At 70.7% G+C, this 18,795-nt stretch carries 15 protein-coding genes; 8 read left to right on the top strand and 7 right to left on the bottom strand.

What is annotated here, in order from left to right; all coding sequences use genetic code 11:
• Positions 1-163: 163 nt before the first annotated feature.
• Together KBY32_RS17265 and KBY32_RS17260 are read right to left on the bottom strand one after the other, a co-directional pair.
• Positions 164-1,891, bottom strand: a complete 1,728-nt coding sequence (locus KBY32_RS17265) for a SulP family inorganic anion transporter (protein WP_210980666.1) — start codon at positions 1,889-1,891, stop codon at positions 164-166.
• The gene (locus KBY32_RS17260) at positions 1,888-2,493 is read right to left on the bottom strand and encodes a carbonic anhydrase (protein WP_115508725.1); all 606 of its coding nucleotides are present in this window, start codon (positions 2,491-2,493) and stop codon (positions 1,888-1,890) included. Before KBY32_RS17260 ends, KBY32_RS17265 begins: the two co-directional genes overlap by 4 nt.
• Positions 2,494-2,686: 193 nt before the next feature.
• Here KBY32_RS17260 and KBY32_RS17255 point away from each other — a divergent pair, with 193 nt between their 5' ends.
• Both KBY32_RS17255 and KBY32_RS17250 read left to right on the top strand, forming a co-directional pair.
• Positions 2,687-3,547 carry a response regulator transcription factor gene (locus KBY32_RS17255; protein ID WP_210980665.1) on the top strand — a complete coding sequence of 287 codons (861 nt, stop codon included), beginning with the start codon at positions 2,687-2,689 and terminating at the stop codon, positions 3,545-3,547.
• Entirely contained in the window at positions 3,544-5,025 is a 1,482-nt protein-coding gene (locus KBY32_RS17250; RefSeq protein WP_210980664.1) for a HAMP domain-containing sensor histidine kinase, read from the top strand. Before KBY32_RS17255 ends, KBY32_RS17250 begins: the two co-directional genes overlap by 4 nt.
• A gap of 27 nt (positions 5,026-5,052) precedes the next feature.
• On the opposite strand, the gene KBY32_RS17245 is transcribed toward KBY32_RS17250, so the two are convergent.
• On the bottom strand, positions 5,053-5,400 hold the full coding sequence (locus tag KBY32_RS17245; protein WP_210980663.1) for a helix-turn-helix domain-containing protein: 348 nt from the start codon (positions 5,398-5,400) through the stop codon (positions 5,053-5,055).
• A gap of 85 nt (positions 5,401-5,485) precedes the next feature.
• On the opposite strand from KBY32_RS17245, the gene KBY32_RS17240 reads away from it, so the two are divergent.
• The 3 genes from KBY32_RS17240 (at position 5,486) to KBY32_RS17230 (ending at position 7,929) form a co-directional block, all read left to right on the top strand.
• Positions 5,486-6,379: an NAD(P)-dependent oxidoreductase gene (locus KBY32_RS17240; protein ID WP_210980662.1), complete on the top strand. Its 894-nt coding sequence runs from the start codon at positions 5,486-5,488 to the stop codon at positions 6,377-6,379.
• Between the two features lie 405 nt (positions 6,380-6,784).
• Positions 6,785-6,973 carry a DUF4177 domain-containing protein gene (locus KBY32_RS17235; protein ID WP_115508732.1) on the top strand — a complete coding sequence of 63 codons (189 nt, stop codon included), beginning with the start codon at positions 6,785-6,787 and terminating at the stop codon, positions 6,971-6,973.
• A 299-nt stretch (positions 6,974-7,272) separates the two neighbouring features.
• A complete protein-coding gene (locus KBY32_RS17230) occupies positions 7,273-7,929 on the top strand; it encodes a PASTA domain-containing protein (protein ID WP_210980661.1) in 657 nt (218 codons plus the stop codon).
• Between the two features lie 279 nt (positions 7,930-8,208).
• On the opposite strand, the gene KBY32_RS17225 is transcribed toward KBY32_RS17230, so the two are convergent.
• Entirely contained in the window at positions 8,209-8,643 is a 435-nt protein-coding gene (locus KBY32_RS17225) for an ATP-binding protein (protein WP_210980660.1), read from the bottom strand.
• Positions 8,644-8,884: 241 nt separating this feature from the next.
• On the opposite strand from KBY32_RS17225, the gene KBY32_RS17220 reads away from it, so the two are divergent.
• Positions 8,885-9,691: a GntR family transcriptional regulator gene (locus KBY32_RS17220; protein WP_210980659.1), complete on the top strand. Its 807-nt coding sequence runs from the start codon at positions 8,885-8,887 to the stop codon at positions 9,689-9,691.
• A 144-nt stretch (positions 9,692-9,835) separates the two neighbouring features.
• Here KBY32_RS17220 and KBY32_RS17215 read toward each other — a convergent pair whose 3' ends face one another.
• The 3 genes from KBY32_RS17215 to KBY32_RS17205 all read right to left on the bottom strand — a co-directional run bounded on the left by KBY32_RS17215 (position 9,836) and on the right by KBY32_RS17205 (position 15,170).
• Positions 9,836-10,549, bottom strand: a complete 714-nt coding sequence (locus KBY32_RS17215) for a hypothetical protein (RefSeq protein ID WP_247689580.1) — start codon at positions 10,547-10,549, stop codon at positions 9,836-9,838.
• Between the two features lie 231 nt (positions 10,550-10,780).
• Positions 10,781-13,501: a pyruvate, phosphate dikinase gene (gene ppdK, locus KBY32_RS17210; protein WP_055620836.1), complete on the bottom strand. Its 2,721-nt coding sequence runs from the start codon at positions 13,499-13,501 to the stop codon at positions 10,781-10,783.
• A 472-nt stretch (positions 13,502-13,973) separates the two neighbouring features.
• Positions 13,974-15,170, bottom strand: a complete 1,197-nt coding sequence (locus KBY32_RS17205; protein WP_210980658.1) for an ROK family transcriptional regulator — start codon at positions 15,168-15,170, stop codon at positions 13,974-13,976.
• Between the two features lie 121 nt (positions 15,171-15,291).
• Between KBY32_RS17205 and KBY32_RS17200 the strand changes: the two genes are divergently transcribed.
• Together KBY32_RS17200 and KBY32_RS17195 are read left to right on the top strand one after the other, a co-directional pair.
• Complete coding sequence (locus KBY32_RS17200; RefSeq protein WP_210980657.1) at positions 15,292-16,734, top strand: hypothetical protein; 1,443 nt, start codon at positions 15,292-15,294, stop codon at positions 16,732-16,734.
• Positions 16,731-18,671, top strand: a complete 1,941-nt coding sequence (locus tag KBY32_RS17195) for a glycogen debranching N-terminal domain-containing protein (protein ID WP_210980656.1) — start codon at positions 16,731-16,733, stop codon at positions 18,669-18,671. Before KBY32_RS17200 ends, KBY32_RS17195 begins: the two co-directional genes overlap by 4 nt.
• The last annotated feature ends 124 nt before the right edge of the window (positions 18,672-18,795 follow it).

Below are 18,795 nucleotides of genomic sequence, written 5' to 3'. Positions count from 1 at the left end.
GACGGCTCGGGGTGCACGTGGCTCGGTCGAGCGGCTCGTGTGACATGGGTGACCCATGTGGCCCGAACGGTTCCGAGAGGTGGTTCACGAGAGGTGGTTCAAGAGGTGATGAACCTAGCCAGGGGCCCTGGAGGCGGCGGGGCGATATGGGGGACCCGTGACCCTAACGTGACGTGACCGGACGGTAGCTCTCCGCATGGGCGAAGTCGTCCAGGGGCGGCGGCGTCGTGTCGAGGTAGAACCACTCGGCGTCCGGGCCCGGGGCCGCCGGCGCGTGAGCGGGCGCCTCGGTCCTGGCCGGGCCCGGCATCAGCAGCTCCACCCGGATGCCGGCCCCCCGCTGCTGCGCGGTGAACTCCTCGACCTGGTTGCGGCAGGCGTGGTCCAGATGCGTCACGCCGGTCAGGTCGAGCCGGATACGGGGCTTGCCGGAGGCGGCCGCCTCCTCCAGGGCCTCGATGACCTCGGGCAGCCGCAGGAAGGTGGCGTTGCCAGCCATGACGACCTTCGTGGTGTCCTCCTCGACGTGCTGCCGGATCACCGTCCGCGACATGCGCAGCGCGGCCAGTACGATCCCCGCCGCGAGCCCGACCAGGACGCCCTCGAGCAGGGCCGTCGCCACGATGACCACGGTGGTCACCGTCATGACGACGAACTCGCCGCGGTCCTGGCGCCACATCTTCGGGAACTCCTCCGGCGCGAACAGCTTCCAGCCGCTGAACACGAGGACGCCCGCGAGCACCGAGATCGGGATGAGCGCCAGCACCTGCGGCAGCAGCAGCGCGAAGGCCAGCAGCCACAGACCGTGCAGGGTGCGGGAGAGCCGGGTCTTCGCACCGGCCTGGACGTTCGCGGAGCTGCGGGCGACGACCGCCGTGATCGGCAGGGCGCCGATCAGACCGGCGAACGTGTTGCCCGCGCCCTGGGCGATGAGCTCGGTGTTGTAGCGGGTGCGCGGGCCGCTGTGCATCCGGTCGACCGCGGCGGCCGTGAACAGGCTCTCGGCGGAGGCGATGACCGTGAACGTGACGACGGAGGTGAGGACCGCCACGTCGGCGAGCCCGGCGAAGTCCCCCGCCCCCGGCAGCCGCACCGAGGCGAGCAGATTGCCCACCTGAAGGGTCTTCACCTCGACCCCGGGCAGTGCGGCGACCGCGATGCCGATGGCGACCGCGACCAGCGCGGCGGGTATCTTCCGGACCGGCCCGGGGGCCTTCTTCCACACGAAGCTCAGCACGATCGTCGCCAGCCCGAGCAGGGTGGCGATCAGCGCCTGCGGATCGATCAGCACGGTGCCGATCAGATCCGGTACGCCCGCCATGTTGTCGAGCGGGGCGCCGGGCGCCTTCGTGTCGGCCATCGGGTAGAGCTGGCTGAACATCAGCGGCAGCCCGATGCCGGCCAGCATCCCCTGCACGACGGCCAGGGAGATCGCCTGGAACATCCGGCCGAGCCGGACGACGCCGAGGACGATCTGCAGGATGCCGGAGAACAGCACGATCACCCCGAGCTGCGCCAGCCCGTGCTCGGCCACCGTCTCCGCGACCAGCGCGGCGAGTCCGGCGGCCGGTCCGCTGACCTGGAGGGTGCTGCCCCGGATCGCGCCGACGACCAGGCCGCCGATCACACCGGAGATGATGCCGAGTTCGGCGGGGACCCCGGAGGCGACGGCGACGCCGATGCACAGCGGGAGCGCGACGAGGAAGACGACGAAGGACGCGGTGATCTCGTTCACGAGGTCGGGCCGCGCGCCGCCCCCGGCCTTGGTTCCCGGCCCTGGCCGAGTGCCCGCCGGGGCGGTCGGAGTCGCCGGGGCGAGCGGAGTCGTCGGGGCGGTCGGGGCGGGGCCCCGCCGGCTCCGCGTACGGCCGCGTGCGTGCGCCCCGCTCATGCGGCATGCACCCGGAACCGGCCGTCCCCCTCCAGCTCGTGCACCTGCCCGGTGTCGACCTCGTAGTACCAGCCGTGCAGCCGCAGCCGCCCGTCGTCCAGCCGCTGCCGCACCACCGGGTACGACCGCAGGGCGGCGAGCTGGTTGACGACGTTGCCCTGGGACACGTCGGGCAGCGACGGGTCGTCGGACGCGGCCGTGAGGACCGGCGTCAGCTCGGGGCGCGCCAGCTCCAGCCAGGCGTCCACCCCCGGCAGCCGGGACAGGTCGTCACCGGACTTCAGGGCGCCCATCGCTCCGCAGTGTGAGTGACCGCACACGACGATGTCCTGAACCCCGAGCACCTCCAGTGCGTACTCGATGGTGGCGGCCTCCCCGGACGGGGCCGGTCGGCCGTACGGCGGCACGATGTTTCCCGCGTTGCGCAGCTCGAATATCTCTCCGGGTCGTGCCCCGGTAATCAGCGCCGGGATGACCCGGGAGTCCGAGCAGGTAATGAAGAGCGCCTCGGGATATTGCCCTTCGGCCAGTTTCCGGTATTCACCGCTCTCGAAATCGACCCAGCGCCTGAACGAGCGTGCACGATCCAGCAATGCCTTCAACGCAGCCTCCTAGGGGGGAAGTTCTGCCTGTTCACAGCACCGTAGAGGAGGCCACCCCAGCGGAAGGTTAAGAAAAGGCCAATGCCGGTCCAGTCCTTGGACATTGTTTGCCGCAACTCCCTGTGCCGGTATGTTTCTTGTAGCGTGTCGACGCCAGGGCAGAGAATGCGGAATTCACGGAGAGACGGGACGCATGGGCATACGAGTGCTGCTCATCGAGGACGACGAGACGATTGCGGAACCTCTGATGGAGGGGCTGTCCCACTACGGGCTGACGGTGGAGCACGTGACCACCGGGGCGCAGGGCCTGAGGAGTGCGTACGGCGACGTCGTCCTGCTCGACCTCGGCCTGCCGGACATGGACGGCATCGACGTGTGCCGGGGCATCCGCCAGGTGTCGGACGTGCCGGTGATCATCCTGAGTGCGCGGGGTGAGGAGGCCGACCGGGTGCTGGGCCTGGAGCTGGGCGCCGACGACTACTTGGCGAAACCATTCAGCGTACGGGAGCTGGTGGCCCGCGTGCGGGCGGTCACCCGGCGGACCCGGCGCGCGGAGGCCGTACCGGAGGCGGCGCCCCCGGCGCCCCCGGTGGAGGAGGTCGCGCCACCGCGGGGCGGGACGGAACGGGACCGCGTCCAGGCGCTGATGGACCGCCTGCGCGCGGAGACGACGGCGGCCGCCCCGCTGTCCTACGAGGAAACCTCGGCGAACGCCGACCAGGCGTCCGGCCCCCCGTCCTCGCCCGGCCCCCTGGTCGTGGACCGCCGGACCCGGCAGGTGTGGGTCGGTGACATCCCCGTCACCCTCACCCCGAAGGAGTTCGAGCTGCTGGCGCTGCTCAGCGAGGACCCGGGGGCGGTGTACTCGCGCCAGCAGATCCTGGACCGCGTATGGGACCCGCACTACGAGGGCCCGACCAAGACGCTCGACGTCCATGTCGCCTCCCTGCGGCGCAAGTTGGGCGACCCGGCGTGGATCCAGACGCTGCGCGGGGTCGGGTTCCGGCTGGCGGTACGGACCGGGCCCGGTGGCCGGCGGGTGCCCTCGCCGTGACCCGCCGGCTGCTGCTCAGCTATCTCTCGCTGGCCGTGCTCGTCCTGGCCTGCCTGGAGGTGCCGCTGGGGTTCCTGTACTCGCGCGGCGAGCGGGAACGGGTGGTGAACTCCGCCAAGGACGAGGCGGAGTCGGTGTCGGCGTACGCCGCGCTGTCGCTGAGCGCGGGCCGGGCCGAGCGGGATCTGCCCGACCGGGTGGCGCACTGCGCGGAACGGGTCGGCGGCAAGGTGGTGATCGTGGACGCCGTGGGCACCCTGCTCGCCACCTCGCATCCGCTGCCGAGGTCCCTGTCGGACGGGCTGGCGTCCCGGCCCGGGATCGCGGCGGCCCTGCGCGGGGCGTCGACGGTGGACGTACGGACGTCCACGATCGGCGGTGTCGAGTACCTGTCGGTGGCGGTGCCCCTCGGGCACGGTGCGCGGCCCAGGGGAGCGGTGTGGCTGACGCTGCCGACCAGGACCGTGCACGAACGGGTGCACCACGTCTGGCTGTTGCTGGCGCTGGGCGGGCTGGGCGTGCTCACGGCGGTCGCCGTCGTGGGCTTCGCCATCGCGTGCTGGACCGGCCGCCCGATCCGCGAACTGGAGCGCGCCACGGACGAGTTGGCGGAGGGTGGGCGGGTCGGCCCGGTGACGATCACGAAGGGCCCACCGGAGGTGCGCAGACTGGCGGCCGCGTTCAACCGCACGGCGGCCCGCCTGGCCCACCTCCTGGACGCGCAGGGCGCGTTCGCGGGCGAGGCGTCGCACCAACTCCGTACGCCACTGGCGGCGCTGCGGTTGAGGCTCGAGAACCTGGAGCCCCACGTAACGGTCCGAGGCCGCTCCAGCCTGACGGCCGCGGTGACGGAGACGGACCGCCTGGCGAGGATGGTCGAGGCCCTACTGGCGATGGCCCGCCTGGAGGAGAACGCGGCGACGCCGGGCCCGGTGGACGTGGGCGCGCTCTGCGCGGAACGGCACCGCACGTGGCTGCCGCTGTTCGAGCGCGAGGGCGTGGCGCTGGTCCTGTTCGCGGGAAGCGTCGGACCGGTGCTGGCGGTGCCGGGCGCAATCGAACAGATAGCGGACAACCTGCTCTCCAACGCGTTGCGCGTCTCGCCGCCCGGCAGCACCGTGACGATCGAACTCCGGCTGCACGCCCCGGCCCGCCGCGCCCTGCGCGACGCCCGCCCCGCCTGGGTCGATCTGCACATCACGGACGAGGGCCCCGGTATGCCCCCGGAGCAGCGTGCCCGAGCCTTCGACCGCTTCTGGCGCGCCCCGGGCGCCCCCAAGGGCGGCACCGGCCTCGGCCTGGCCCTGGTCCAACGCCTGTCCCACGCGAGCGGCGGTGAGGCGAGCCTGCACGCGTCGGCGACGGGCGGCCTGGACGCGGTGATCCGCCTCCCGTCGGCCCAGTCCCCGGCGGACCGCCCCGAGACGGGAACGCCGTCGGGCCCCCGCCGCCGGGTACGCCCGGCACTGCCGGCGTGACGAGGATCGGCCCCACGGCTCACGTACTCACGTACTCGGCGCGGCGGCCCGCTCCCGCCCCCAGTCGGCAAGGGGCTGGAGGGCGTCGTTGAGGCGGACGCCGTCCTCGGTGAGCGAGTACTCGACGCGGGGCGGCACCTCGTCGTAGGAGACGCGGCGGACGACGCCGTCGGCCTCCATCTCCCGCAGATGGGAGGCGAGCACCTTCTCGGTGACGCCGGGAAGCAGCCGCCGCAGCTCCCCGAAGCGCCGGCCGGGGTGCTGATGGAGCGCCCAGAGGATCAGCACCTTCCACTTGCCGCCGATGACTTCCATGGCGGTGTCGATGCCACAGACGTGCCCGTCGGCCCCACCAGGCCGGTTCACCGTCGCCATGCCCACCCCTCACTCACTTGGAGGTAACCACCCACTCCGAAGTGCGTACTTGATCACCCGTGCCCGTCCCACCAGCCTATTCAGCATGACCGACACGACTCCTGAGAAGACCCCCGTCACCCTGCTGGGCCTGGGCACGATGGGCACCGCACTGGCCCGCGCCTGGCTGACCGCCGGCCACCCCGTCACCGTCTGGAACCGCACCCCGTCACGCGCCGCCACACTGGCGGGCGCGAGGGTGGCGAAGACCCCCGCGGAGGCGGTGTCAGCGAACCCCCTGATCGTGGCCTGCCTCCTGGACGACACATCGGTGGAGGAGGTACTGACCGACACCGTTCTGACCGGCAAGGACGTGGTCAACCTGACCACCACCACCCCGGCCCAAGCCCGCACCCGCGCGAAGTGGGCGCACGAGCGCGGCGCGCGCTACCTGGACGGCGGGATCATGGCGGTCCCCCCGATGATCGGCGCCCCGGAGTCGGGCGGTTACGTCCTCTACAGCGGCTCAGGACCGTTGTTCGAACAGCACCGCGCCACCCTGGCGGTCCCGGCGGGCACCAGGTACGTCGGCGAGGACCCGGGCCACGCGGCCCTGCACGACGTGGCTCTGCTCAGCGCCATGTACGGCATGTTCGCGGGAGCGGCCCACGCCTTCGCCCTGCTCCGCAAGGAGGACATCGACCCCACGACGTTCGCCCCACTCCTCGCCGACTGGCTCACGGCGATGGCCCCGGCGGTCCACCAGACGGCCGACCAACTGCGCACCGGCGACTACACGAAGGGCGTCGTCTCCACCCTGGCCATGCAGGTGGCGGGCACCCCGACCTTCCTGGCCACGGCGAGGGACCAGGGCGTCAGCCCGGAACTGCTCACGCCGTACTTCACGCTGATGCACCGCCGCCTGACCGAGGCGACCGGCGGCGATGAAGACCTGACCGGCGTAATCGACCTCCTGCTACGCCCGGAGCCCACGGCTTGACGCCCACCGCCGGCGGTTGGGGGGCGCGGCCTGCTTACGCCCACGGCGACAGGCCCTTGCCCTCCAGGTGAGCAAGCAAGGCGTCCAGGCATGCATCCGCCGTACTCATATCGACGCGGAAGAACGAGTCCTCACCCAACGGACCCCCACTCACGACGACCATCCACGCTGTTCCTGGCACGGCCCGAAGTCCTGCTCAGAACAACCGACGAGCAGCTACGCGACCCCGAACGGCATGATGGCCGCATGCCCCCGCGCGGAGCACCAGATCGAGGACCTGTACGGCGTCCCCGTAACGCGCAGGCCATAGCGTCTACGCAGTCACACATCTTCCGCACCGTGCAGGGCGCCTGAAATCTCCCGAAGGCCAGGCCCCCAGGGGCCCCGAAACCCTACGCTCGGTCGATGGCCGAGTATCGCGTGGTTCACGTTCAGGACTTCATCAGCAACAGCACTGGGCAGGTGCAGACGATCACCAACGCAACCGCCGTCATGAACCAGTACGCCGCAGAGGGCTGGCGTGTGATCTCGTGCGTCCCCGGAACGAACGCTCAGACCTACGGCGGGGTGTTCATCACCTTCGAACGCGGCTAGTCCCCTCGATCCGAGGCAACCCACAACGAAGGGCGGCGGGCCGCACCTTCCTGCCTCTCCAATCGAATCGGACGCAAGAGGCCAGAAGCACAGGCAGCAGCTCTCTGTCTCCAAAATCGTCGAATCGATGGCCACCCTCTCACCCCTCCGATAAGACACAAAGCGCGTATATCACCGATCCGCTCACGGCTAGCGACGGTGACGAACTCAAGGTGTCGATCTGGGTGTGCCTCTGACGACACCACTCCAATGCCCACGGACGCGCATGCCGAGGGCGAACCAGAGAGGGTTTCACCGAGTTGGCGACGAGTAAGGGCATGAAGGCGTGCTTCGGCCTCTTGGTATTGGCTGTCGTGCTACTACTCCTCCTGCTGCTGGGTTCGTGCGGCGAGGGCTGTGAGGACCAACAGGCAGCGGCGCCTCGGGCGACAGTCACCTCTACTGTCACAGCCACACCCAGCCCGATCGGCAGTCAGATCGGAGAAACGGTCGACGACGTCCTCAAGCGGGTCAAGCAGACCGGCTTGAGTGTCGGCGTGCACGATGCCAGCGAGCAGGACGCAAAGCCGAGCGGCAACTGGATGGTGTGCTTCGAGAAGGTGACCTTGAGCAAGGTCGCGTTCGCCGCCGTGCCGCCCGGGGCGCCATGTCCGAGCAAGGACGGCAAGCGCATTCCTTGGCCGAAGATGCCCGACGTGAAAGGCATCACCTACGGCGAGGCGGCGCAGATGCTGGCGAACGCCGCCGGTCGCGTGGTGCTTTCGGCGGCCTATCAGGATGAGGACGCTCACGACCAGGACAACGAGTCCGGTGACTACGCGGACTGGAAGATCTGCTTCCAGGACATCAAAACTGGACGGACGCTCGACTCTGAACCCGAGATCACCCTTCATGGTGTTCAGAAGGGGGATGCCTGCCCGCGGACCCTGGGGGCTCTACAAGGACCCCACCAATGACCCCAGCTACGTCGAACCTGCACCCGACTCCGACTCCGACTACGGCTCCGGATCGTCCGACGATGACTCGAGCAGCGCAGGGAGCGACAGCGATGGAAGCGACTCCTACCCGGGGGACAAGGGCGGATGCCCACCCGGTGGCTGTTACAACCCCTGCCCCCCTGGCGGATGCCGGTGACGGGCAGCGGAAAGCCTCGCTGTCTCCGTTCCTGTGACGCACCCCTACGACATCAGCAAACGCAGCCGCGTATGCGACTCCCCTCATCGGGTGCGGCGGCATCAAGGCCAGGCGTCAGCCATCTCGAAGGAGACGAGCGTTCCGCCGAAGCGGCTCGGCCCGGAGTGCCAGGAATTGGCGATGGAGTCGACCAGGAACAGTCCTCGACCGTGAGCGTCGTCGGCGTCCGGTCTCCTGAGGCGCACACTCGCCGGAAAGCCCGGGTTGTGCACCTCCACGCACAATGACGACCCCTTCCGTAACCACTCGACCCGAACGACCCACTCGTCGTCCGACCGTCCGTAGAGGACCGCGTTGGTCACCAGCTCCGAGATCAGCAGGACGCAGTCATCGACCGAACAGGCTGGCTCGTACGGAGCGATGAGCTTCCGGAACCAACGTCGAGCCTGAGAGACGGACTCCGGAGCCGGGTCCAGGGCCATCCACCCGAGTCTCGGCGATGCGTCACAGGGATCACGGTCCATCACAAACGCCATCAGCGCTCCCTCCTCGCTACTGGGCAGGGAAGCCGTCGCAAACCGAATGAAGGCACCCCGACCTCAGACAGAGGCCACTCGCTCGACCTCTCTAGACATCTGAAACCATCCCGACGCTTCTCTAGAGATGTCAAGCAAGACGCTCAGGAGGTGCCGGAATGAGCGACGGGACGGCTACACGCAGCGAGCTCGCACCTGACCTATGGCCTAAGGTGTCTAGAGAAGCGAGGAGGGTTCCGGAATGGCTGCTACCGACGACCGTCGGCCCAAATACCAGCGGATCGCAGACTCTTTGCGCGAGGCGATCCGGTCGGGCGAGTACGGTCCCGGTGATCGGCTCCCGGGAGAGAACGACCTCATGGCCGCGCACGGCGTGGCCCGCATGACGGCCCGCCAGGCACTCGGCGTCCTACGGGACGAAGGCATCGCCGAGGCCCGGAAGGGGGCCGGCGTGTTCGTCCGGGCCTTCCGCCCGCTCCGCCGACGCGGCATCCAGCGACTGGCCCACGACCAGTGGGGCAACGGCCGCTCGATCTGGTCGGCGGACATCGAGTCCAGGGCGCTGGAGGTCGACCACGTCTCCGTGTCCGAAGAGACAGCTCCCGCACACATCAGCGCGGTGCTGGACCTGGCTGCCGACGACGTCATGTGCGTGAGGCGCCGGCGCTTCGTCGTGGACGACAAGCCGGTCCTGCTCGCGAGGAGCTACCTTCCCCTGTCCCTGGTTACCGGGTCCGCCATCACCCAGGAGGACACCGGGCCGGGCGGCACCTACGCCCGACTCGCCGAACTCGGATACGAGCCGGTGCACTTCCGCGAGGAGATCCGCTCACGCATGCCGTCGCCGGACGAACTGACGCAGCTGAGCCTGGCCCCGGGCACCCCGGTCATCCTCATCTGCCGCACCGCGTTCACCGGCGAAGGCCGCCCCGTCGAGGTCAACGAGATGACCCTGGACGCCGCCTCCTACGTCCTGGAATACGACTTCGACGCAAACCCGAAGCCCGCCCCCTCCAACGCCGACATCCCTCCTGACAACCCCGCCTGATGCGCCCAGCCAGGCTTCGGCAGGCACCCCGGCTGCTCCTGGCCACCGTTCACGCTAGGACAGGATGCCGTCCTACGGAGGGACCTACAGTCGGCCCACCATGCCAGAAGGACGCGCGGACGGGACGCCGATGATGCCGAGGGCTCAGTTCTGGTTCACCGGCCAGACCGCCGCCGGGTCGCAGTGGGACGGGCACGCCAGCAGGTAGACCTCGTTGCCGAGGAACAGCCCGTAGGTGTCGGCCCCGACGCTGTAGGGCTGCTCCGGTTGGCCAGGGTGGACCGCGAACTCCATGCCTTCCGGAACCTGGCAGAGGTACTCCAGGTCAGTGCCGCACGCGCACGTGTAGTACTCGGGATCCTGCGCCCAGGAGGGTGTGCCGCCCACCTTGAAGGTCTGGGCTCCGAGCCCGCGTGGGTTCGGGGTGTCCACGAAGGGCTGAAGCGTCAGCGGCAGTGCGCGTATGGACGGCTCGGGCTCCACTGTGGGAAGCATCGCCTGTCGCTGGAGCAGGACACGCCAGAACGGACGCGGGTAGGGCAGCTGCGGAGCGTCCCAATACTCGGGCACGAGCCGGTCATCGGCGAATTCGGCCTCGGACGCGTCGTTGTGGGCGCGGCAGTGGAAGACCAGTAGATGGTCCCCGCCGAAAGGCCCCAGGTCCTCGGGCACGTCGAGCTGGAAGAACAGGGCCATCCGCTCCCCGCAGAAACACGAGGGCCACTCCTGTGCGTCGTCGAGGAAGGGCCAGCCTCCGACGGAGTTCCGCGACGGCCCGTCCAGCGGATCGGACCCGACTTCGATCGCGTGCGCAGGCAACGCCGCCGCCCGCATCTCTCCTGCATCTCGTCCAGTCATCCACTGACCCTAAAGGCCGGCCTGCGACGGCTGATCGTGGGTCTCATGGGCGACGGCGTACACCACGCCATGCCGTCACCGCACGACAAAGGGCGGCACCCCCGCACGGGTGCCGCCCTTCTTCGTGCTCCGGAGTCGCCGCCCATCGGTACTGAGGGTCGGGGACGGACGGCGACTCCGGGTTCTGGGGTGGGTCAGCGGTGCCCCGCTGGCCCTCCGACTGGGTCAGGGTCAGCGGTGGTCGCTGCCCTCCGACTGGGTTGCCGCGCGGCCGGCCTCCAGGCGGGCCACCGGGATGCGGAACGGGGAGCAGGAGACGTAGTCCAGACCGACCTCGTGGAAGAAGTGGACCGACTCCGGGTCGCCGCCGTGTTCGCCGCAGACGCCGAGCTTGAGGTCGGGGCGGGTGGCGCGGCCGGCCTTCGCGGCGGCGGCGACCAGGGAGCCGACGCCGTCCTTGTCGATCGTCTCGAACGGGCTGACGCCGAAGATGCCCTTCTCCAGGTACGCCGTGAAGAACGAGGCCTCCACGTCGTCGCGGCTGAAGCCCCACACCGTCTGGGTGAGGTCGTTCGTGCCGAAGGAGAAGAACTCCGCCGCCTCCGCGATCTGACCGGCGGTCAGCGCGGCTCGCGGGAGCTCGATCATCGTTCCGATCGACAGCTTGAGCTTCGTGCCCGTCGCCGCCTCGACCTCCGCGATGACCTGGTCGGCCTCCTCGCGGACGATCTCCAGCTCCTGGACCGTGCCGACGAGCGGGATCATGATCTCGGCGCGCGGGTCGCCCTTGGCGTTCTTGCGCTCGGCGGCCGCCTCCGCGATCGCGCGGACCTGCATGGTGAACAGGCCGGGGATGACCAGGCCGAGGCGTACGCCGCGCAGGCCCAGCATCGGGTTCTGCTCGTGCAGGCGGTGGACCGCCTGGAGGAGGCGCAGTTCGTTCTCGTGCGGTTCCTGGCGGGACTCCGCCAGCGCCACGCGGACCGACAGCTCGGTGATGTCCGGCAGGAACTCGTGCAGCGGCGGGTCGAGGAGACGGACCGTCACCGGCAGGCCGTCCATCGCCGAGAACAGCTCGACGAAGTCCTTCTTCTGCAGCGGCAGCAGCTCCGCGAGGGCGGCCTCGCGGTCCTCCTGCGTGTCCGCGAGGATCAGGCGCTCGACCAGCTCCCGGCGGTCACCGAGGAACATGTGCTCGGTGCGGCACAGGCCGATGCCCTGGGCGCCGAACCGGCGGGCGCGCAGCGCGTCCTCGGCGTTGTCGGCGTTGGCGCGCACCCGCAGGCTGCGCTTGCGGTCGGCGAACGCCATGATCCGGTGCACGGCCTGGACGAGCTCGTCGGCGTCGTCGGCGCCGGCGTGCATCCGGCCCTCGAAGTACTCCACGACCGGGGACGGGACCACCGGGACCTCGCCCAGGTAGACCTTGCCGCTGGAGCCGTCGATGGAGATCACGTCGCCTTCCTCGACCACGTGACCGCCCGGCACCGTCATCCGGCGGCGCTTGGTGTCGACCTCCAGCTCCTCCGCGCCGCAGACACAGGTCTTGCCCATGCCGCGCGCGACGACGGCCGCGTGGGAGGTCTTGCCGCCGCGGGAGGTGAGGATGCCCTCGGCCGCGATCATGCCGTCCAGGTCGTCGGGGTTGGTCTCCCGGCGGACCAGGATGACCTTCTCGCCCGAACGCGACCACTTCACGGCCGTGTACGAGTCGAAGACCGCCTTGCCGACCGCCGCGCCCGGCGACGCCGCGATGCCGCGGCCGACCTGCTCGACCTTCGCGCTCTCGTCGAAGCGCGGGAACATCAGCTGGGCGAGCTGGGCGCCGTTGACGCGCTGCAGCGCCTCGGCCTCGTCGATCAGGCCCTGGTCGACGAGCTGCGTGGCGATCCGGAACGCGGCGCCCGCGGTGCGCTTGCCGACCCGGGTCTGGAGCATCCACAGCTGACCGCGCTCGATCGTGAACTCGATGTCGCAGAGGTCCTTGTAGTGGTTCTCCAGCGTCTCCATGATCTGCATCAGCTGGTCGTACGACTTCTTGTCGATCGTCTCCAGCTCGGCGAGCGGGACGGTGTTGCGGATGCCCGCGACGACGTCCTCGCCCTGCGCGTTCTGGAGGTAGTCGCCGTAGACGCCCTGGTGGCCGGAGGCGGGGTCGCGGGTGAAGGCGACGCCGGTGCCGGAGTCGGGGCCGAGGTTGCCGAAGACCATCGAGCAGACGTTGACCGCCGTGCCGAGGTCGTGCGGGATGCGCTCCTGGCGGCGGTAGAGCTTCGCGCGGTCGCCGTTCCACGAGTCGAAGACCGCCTTGATGGCGAGGTCCATCTGCTCGCGCGGGTCCTGCGGGAAGTCCCGGCCGGCCTCCTTCTTGACGATCTTCTTGAAGGCGGTGACCAGCTTCTTGAGGTCGGCGGCCTCCAGGTCGGTGTCGACCGTGACCTTCTTGACCTCCTTGGCCTTCTCCAGCGCCTCCTCGAAGAGGTCGCCGTCGACGCCGAGGACGGTCTTGCCGAACATCTGGATGAGGCGGCGGTAGGAGTCCCACGCGAAGCGGTCGTCGCCGGCCTGCTTGGCGAGGCCCTGCACCGACTTGTCGGAGAGACCGATGTTGAGGACGGTGTCCATCATGCCGGGCATCGAGAACTTCGCGCCGGAGCGGACCGAGACGAGCAGCGGGTCGTCGGCCTGGCCGAGCCTCTTGCCCATCTTCTGCTCGAGGGCGTCGAGGTGCGCACTCACCTCGTCACGCAGTGCCGCCGGCTCCTCGCCGCTGTCGAGGTAGACCTTGCAGGCTTCGGTGGTGATGGTGAAGCCGGGGGGAACCGGAAGTCCCAGGTTGGTCATCTCGGCGAGGTTGGCGCCCTTGCCACCCAGGAGGTCCTTGAGGTCTTTGTTTCCCTCGGTGAAGTCGTAAACGAACTTCGTTACGTGAGGATCTTTGTTTTCCGACACGGCTCGACTCCCTCGAGGACGTGGTGGCTGCCCTGACGGCCAGGAACATACCCAGATCGAAGGCGCCTGGGTACGTCCACCGACGCGTCATGCGCCTGTAACCACCCGTCCGCCAGTGGATCGAAAGTCAAAGCTTGGCAAGCCAGGACGGGGTTATGTTTTCACTTCTTGAACGCATCGCCCCACGGAAGAGGCGTTCACTGCTCACATGAGCAGACTTACCGCACGTCTGAGTTCGATCGATGAACGATCAAGGGGTGGCACCCAGTGCCACCCCTTGGAGAAGTGCAGCCGCTCAAGATCCGCTCATCTGAGCGTCTCCCTTATCAAGGGTGGCGAGAATCACGCTGCCACAGGGACCCGGATTTCACCATGCGGACGTGTCGCGCGACCGAAACGCGGGTGTCACACACCCGCCGGCGCCAGGCGTCACACCCACCCCACCAGGCCTCACACCCGGCGCCACCAGGCCTCACACCCCCAGCGCCATCAGCCGTTCCTCCACCCGCTCCGGCGCGTACAGATGTTCCACGACCAGCGCCCCGGCGCCGACGAGACCGGCCCGCTCCCACAGCCGCGAGGTCACCACGTGCAGATGAGCGGTGGAGCGCGGCAGCGCCCGCTGGTACAGCAGCTCCCGTACGCCGGTGAGGAACGCGGTGCCGGCGAGGTCCCCGGCGATCATCAGCACCCCGGGGTTCAGCAGCGTCACCACGGTCGCCAGTACGTCCCCGACCTGCCGCCCGGCCTCCCGGGCCAACGCGGACGCCGCCGGGTGCCCGGCCGCCAGCAGGTCCCGCACATCTGAGCCCGAGGCGGCGGGCACGCCGTCCTCCGCCAGCCGCCGGGCCACGGCGCCACCGCTCGCGACGGCGGCCAGACAGCCGTACGAGCCGCATCGGCACAGCGCCTCGGTGCCCACCCGGATGTGCCCGATGTCGCCCGCGCCCCCGTCGATGCCCCGGAAGAGCGAGCCGTCGACGACGACCCCGGCGCCGATGCCGGTGGAGACCTTGACCAGCACGAACGCCGAGCAGTCCGGGAAGCCGGTGCGCTGTTCGCCGTACGCCATGAGGTTGGCGTCGTTGTCGACCAGGACCGGGACCGGTGGGGCGCCCGTGGCCTCGGTGAACGCCCGGGCGAGCCGTCCTCTTATGTCGTAGCCGTCCCAGCCGGGCATGATCGGCGGCTGGACCACGCGGCCGGACGCGGTGTCGACGGGACCGGGGACCGCGAGCCCGATGCCGCAGACCTCCTCGGCCCGGTGGCCGGCCTTCTCCAGCAGTTCGCCGAACCAGTGGCCCAGGTCGCCCAGCACCGCGTCCGGCCCGTCCTCCACGACGAGGGTGCCGCTGTGCTCGGCGAGGATCTCGCCGGTCAGCGACAGGACGGCGGCGCGGGCGTGCCGGGTCTCCAGGTCGGCGGCGAGCACGACCGCGTGGGAGTCGTCGAACTCCAGGGTGATGGACGGGCGTCCGCCGAGCGGGGAGCCCACCGGACCCCCGGCGCCCTCGCGCAGCCAGCCCGCCCGGAACAGCCGGTCGAGGCGCTGTCCGACGGTGGCCCGGGACAGACCGGTGGCCTGCTGGAGCGCACCGCGTGTGACGGCCCGTCCGCTCCGCACCAGCTGGAGCAGCTCCCCGGCGCTCACCTGACCCCGTGCGCTCATGCACACCCCCTTGTGTTTCTCAAGCTTGCATTACATATTGAGTTTTGCGTGTTAAATAGACGTAACTCTACGGTGGCCCTGACCGAACCCGGTCGGCCGGACATCTTTCGGGGAGTCCCGAGTGGATCGCACCGCCCAACTCACCGCGCTGCGCACGGCACCTGACATCGCATACGATCCACCCCCCGACGCGGCCTCCGCGCACGTCAGGGCCGCTCGTGTGCTCGCGGACAACTGGACCGGCGGCTCCACGGTGCCCGCCCGCAGTCTGTATCCCCACCAGTGGTCCTGGGACTCGGCGTTCATCGCGATCGGGCTGCGGCACGTCTCGCCGTTACGGGCGCAGACCGAGCTGGAGACGCTGCTCGGCGCCCAGTGGGGCGACGGGCGGATCCCGCACATCGTGTTCAACCCCTCCGTCCCGCTCGACGCCTACTTCCCGAGCCCCGACTTCTGGCGCTCCTCCACCGCGGGGCGCGCGGCGGGCGCCCCGCGCACCGTACAGACCTCCGGCATCGTGCAACCACCGGTGCACGCCCTGGCCGCCTGGCTGGTGCACCGCGCGGACCCCGGGCTGTCCCGGGCGCGCGGCTTCCTCACCCGGGTGTATCCCCGGCTGGCCGCCTGGCACCGCTATCTGCTGCACCGCCGCGACCTGGGCGGCGGCGGCCTGGCGTCCGTCGTGCACCCCTGGGAGCAGGGCATGGACAACAGCCCGGCCTGGGACGCTCCGCTCGCCCGGGTCACCCTGGCCCCGGCCCGTACGTTCCGCCGCGCCGACCTCGACCACGGCTCGCCCGAGGACCGTCCGACGGACCTGGACTACGGGCGGTACGTACGGCTGGCCGCCGACTACCGGGACGGCGGATACGCCGACGGGGGCGGGGAGTTCGCCGTAGAGGACCCGGCGTTCAACGCCCTGCTGATCGCCTCGGAGCAGGCCCTCGCCCGGATCGCACGGGAGCTGGGCGCGACGGGTTCGGCCCGGCATGCGCGCGCCGAGCGGCTGACGGCGGCCCTGATCGAGCGGACCTGGGACCCGGCCCGCGGGATCTTCCTCTGCCGTGATGTGCGCGGCGGCGGTCTGATCCCCGAGCGCTGTGTGTCCGGGCTGATCCCGCTGCTGCTGCCCACGCTGCCCCGGGACATCGCCGACCGTCTGGTGCGCACGGCCCACGGCCCGCACTTCGGTCTCGGCGGCACCACCCGCCTCGCCCCGTCCTACGACCTCCTCGGCGAGGCCTTCGACCCGCACCGCTACTGGCGCGGCCCGGCCTGGTTCAACACCGGCTGGCTGCTGGAGCGCGGCCTGCGCGTGCACGGCGAGCATCAGCGGGCCGGCGCACTGCGCGCCGCGCTGCTGGAGCTGGCCGTCGCCTCCGACTTCGCCGAGTACGTCGATCCGTACACCGGCGCGGCCTGCGGGGCCACCGGCTTCGGCTGGACGGCCGCGCTCACCCTCGACCTGCTGCACGACGACACGCCGCCCGCCGGGGACGCCGCCGTCGGGGAGGCCGGGGACATCGAGGAGTTCAAGGGAGTCAAGGGAGGGGACCGGGGATGACGGACCGGCATCATCTGCTCGTGTACGGGGGGACGTTCGCCGCCGTGGGCGACGGCGGGGACATCAGCGGGGTACGGAGCACCGGGTCCCCGGACGGCTTGTTCGTCCGCGACGCCCGGCACCTCAGCCGCTGGCAGCTGACCGTGGACGGGGCCGTGCCCGAGGCGCTGAGCCCGGTCGCGGAGGGGGACACCGCGCGCTGTGTCCTGGTCCCGCGCGGCGGGCGGTCCGAGCCGCCCGCGTACACGGTCTTCCGTGAACAGGCCGTCGGGGACGGCTCGTTCGTGGAGTGCCTGCGCGTGACCAGCAACCGTCCCGTGCCGACGACGATCCATCTGGCGGTCACCGCGGACGCCGACTTCGCCGACCAGTTCGAGCTGCGCTCCGACCACCGCACGTATGTGAAGTCCGGCCTCACCCGGTCCCGCCGAGTCCTCGACCACGGTGTGGAGTTCGGCTACCGGCGCGGCGCCTGGAAGTCGTCGACGACCGTGTCGGCCGACCCGGACCCGGACGCCGTCGAGGAGACCGGGACCGGCGCCCGCCGCCTGGTGTGGGCGCTGGATCTGGAGCCGCACGGCACGAGCGAGCTGACCCTGCGGGTGATCGCCCGTCCGCACGGCGACCGGCGGACGCTGCGCGTGCCCCGCTCCCCCGCCGCGCTCGCCGGTCAACTCCTGGAGCGGGAGAACGAGTTCGTGGAGGGCGTGGCCTTCCCGACCGGCTGGCCCGAGCTGGCCGCCGCCTGTGCGCGGGGCCTCGGGGACCTGGCCGCGCTCCAGGTCCCGGCGACCGGCCTCGACGGGGAGGAGCTGCGGGTGCCGGCGGCCGGTGCCCCCTGGTTCCTGACGCTGCTGGGCCGGGACGCCCTGCTGACCTCGCTGTTCGCGCTGCCGTATCACCCGCGTCCGGCGGCCGCCGTGCTGTCCGTCCTGGCCGCGACCCAGGCGACGACGACCGACGCCGAGTCCGTGGCGCAGCCCGGCAAGATCGTGCACGAGGTGCGGCACGGCGAGCTGGCCCACTTCGGGCAGGTCCCGTACGCCCGCTACTACGGCTCGGTCGACGCCACGCCTCTCTTCCTGGTCGTCCTCGGCGCGTATGTGGAGCGGACCGGGGACACCGCCCTGGCCCGGCGTCTGGAGCCGCACGCCCGCGCGGCGGTCGGCTGGATGCTGGACCACGGCGGGCTGACCTCGCGCGGCTATCTGGTGTACCGGGCGGACCGGGGCGGCCTCGCCAACCAGAACTGGAAGGACTCCCCCGGCGCCATCTGTTCCGCCGACGGCACCCGGCCCGGCGGCCCGGTGATGGCGGCGGGCGCCCAGGGCTACGCGTACGACGCCCTGCGCCGCACGGCGGTCCTCGCGCGCACGGTGTGGGCCGACGAGACGTACGCGGCGCTGCTGGAGCAGGCGGCCGGTGATCTGCGGGACCGCTTCCAGCGGGACTTCTGGATGCGGGAGCACGACTTCCCGGCGCTGGCCCTCGACGGCGACGGCAACCGGCTGGACGCGCTGGCCTCGGACGCCGGGCATCTGCTGTGGTCGGGGCTGCTGGACAAGGAGTACGGGGAGGCGGTGGGCCGGCGGCTGCTGGAGCCGGACTTCTTCTCCGGCTGGGGGGTGCGCACGCTGGCCGCGGGCCAGGCGGCCTACCATCCGCTCTCCTACCACCGGGGTTCGGTCTGGCCGCACGACAACGCGCTGATCGCCCTGGGCCTGGCCCGCTACGGGCTGCACGACGAGGCCCGTACGGTCGCGCACGGTCTCGTGGACGCGGCGACGGCGACCGGTCACCGGTTGCCGGAGGTGATCGCGGGCTACGGCCGCGACACGCATCCGGCGGGCCCGGTGCCGTACCCGCACGCGTGTGTCCGCGAATCCCGTTCGGCGGCGGCCCCGTTGGCTCTGCTCACGGCGGTCGGCGGCGCGTAGGACGCGGTTCACGCACTGTTCGCCGGGTCGCGGCCCGGTCGTCTGAACGGAGCCGCCCACCCGCCCGTACGGAACGACGGCGGACCCGGACCCCCACGCCGGGTCCGCCACCCCACCGGGTTTC

It is taken from the genome of Streptomyces sp. RK62 (genome assembly GCF_018070255.1).
Taxonomy (GTDB): Bacteria; Actinomycetota; Actinomycetes; order Streptomycetales; family Streptomycetaceae; genus Streptomyces; species Streptomyces nigra.
Note: the sequence above shows the minus strand (reverse complement) of the source record. Positions and strands in the feature narration are given on the sequence as shown.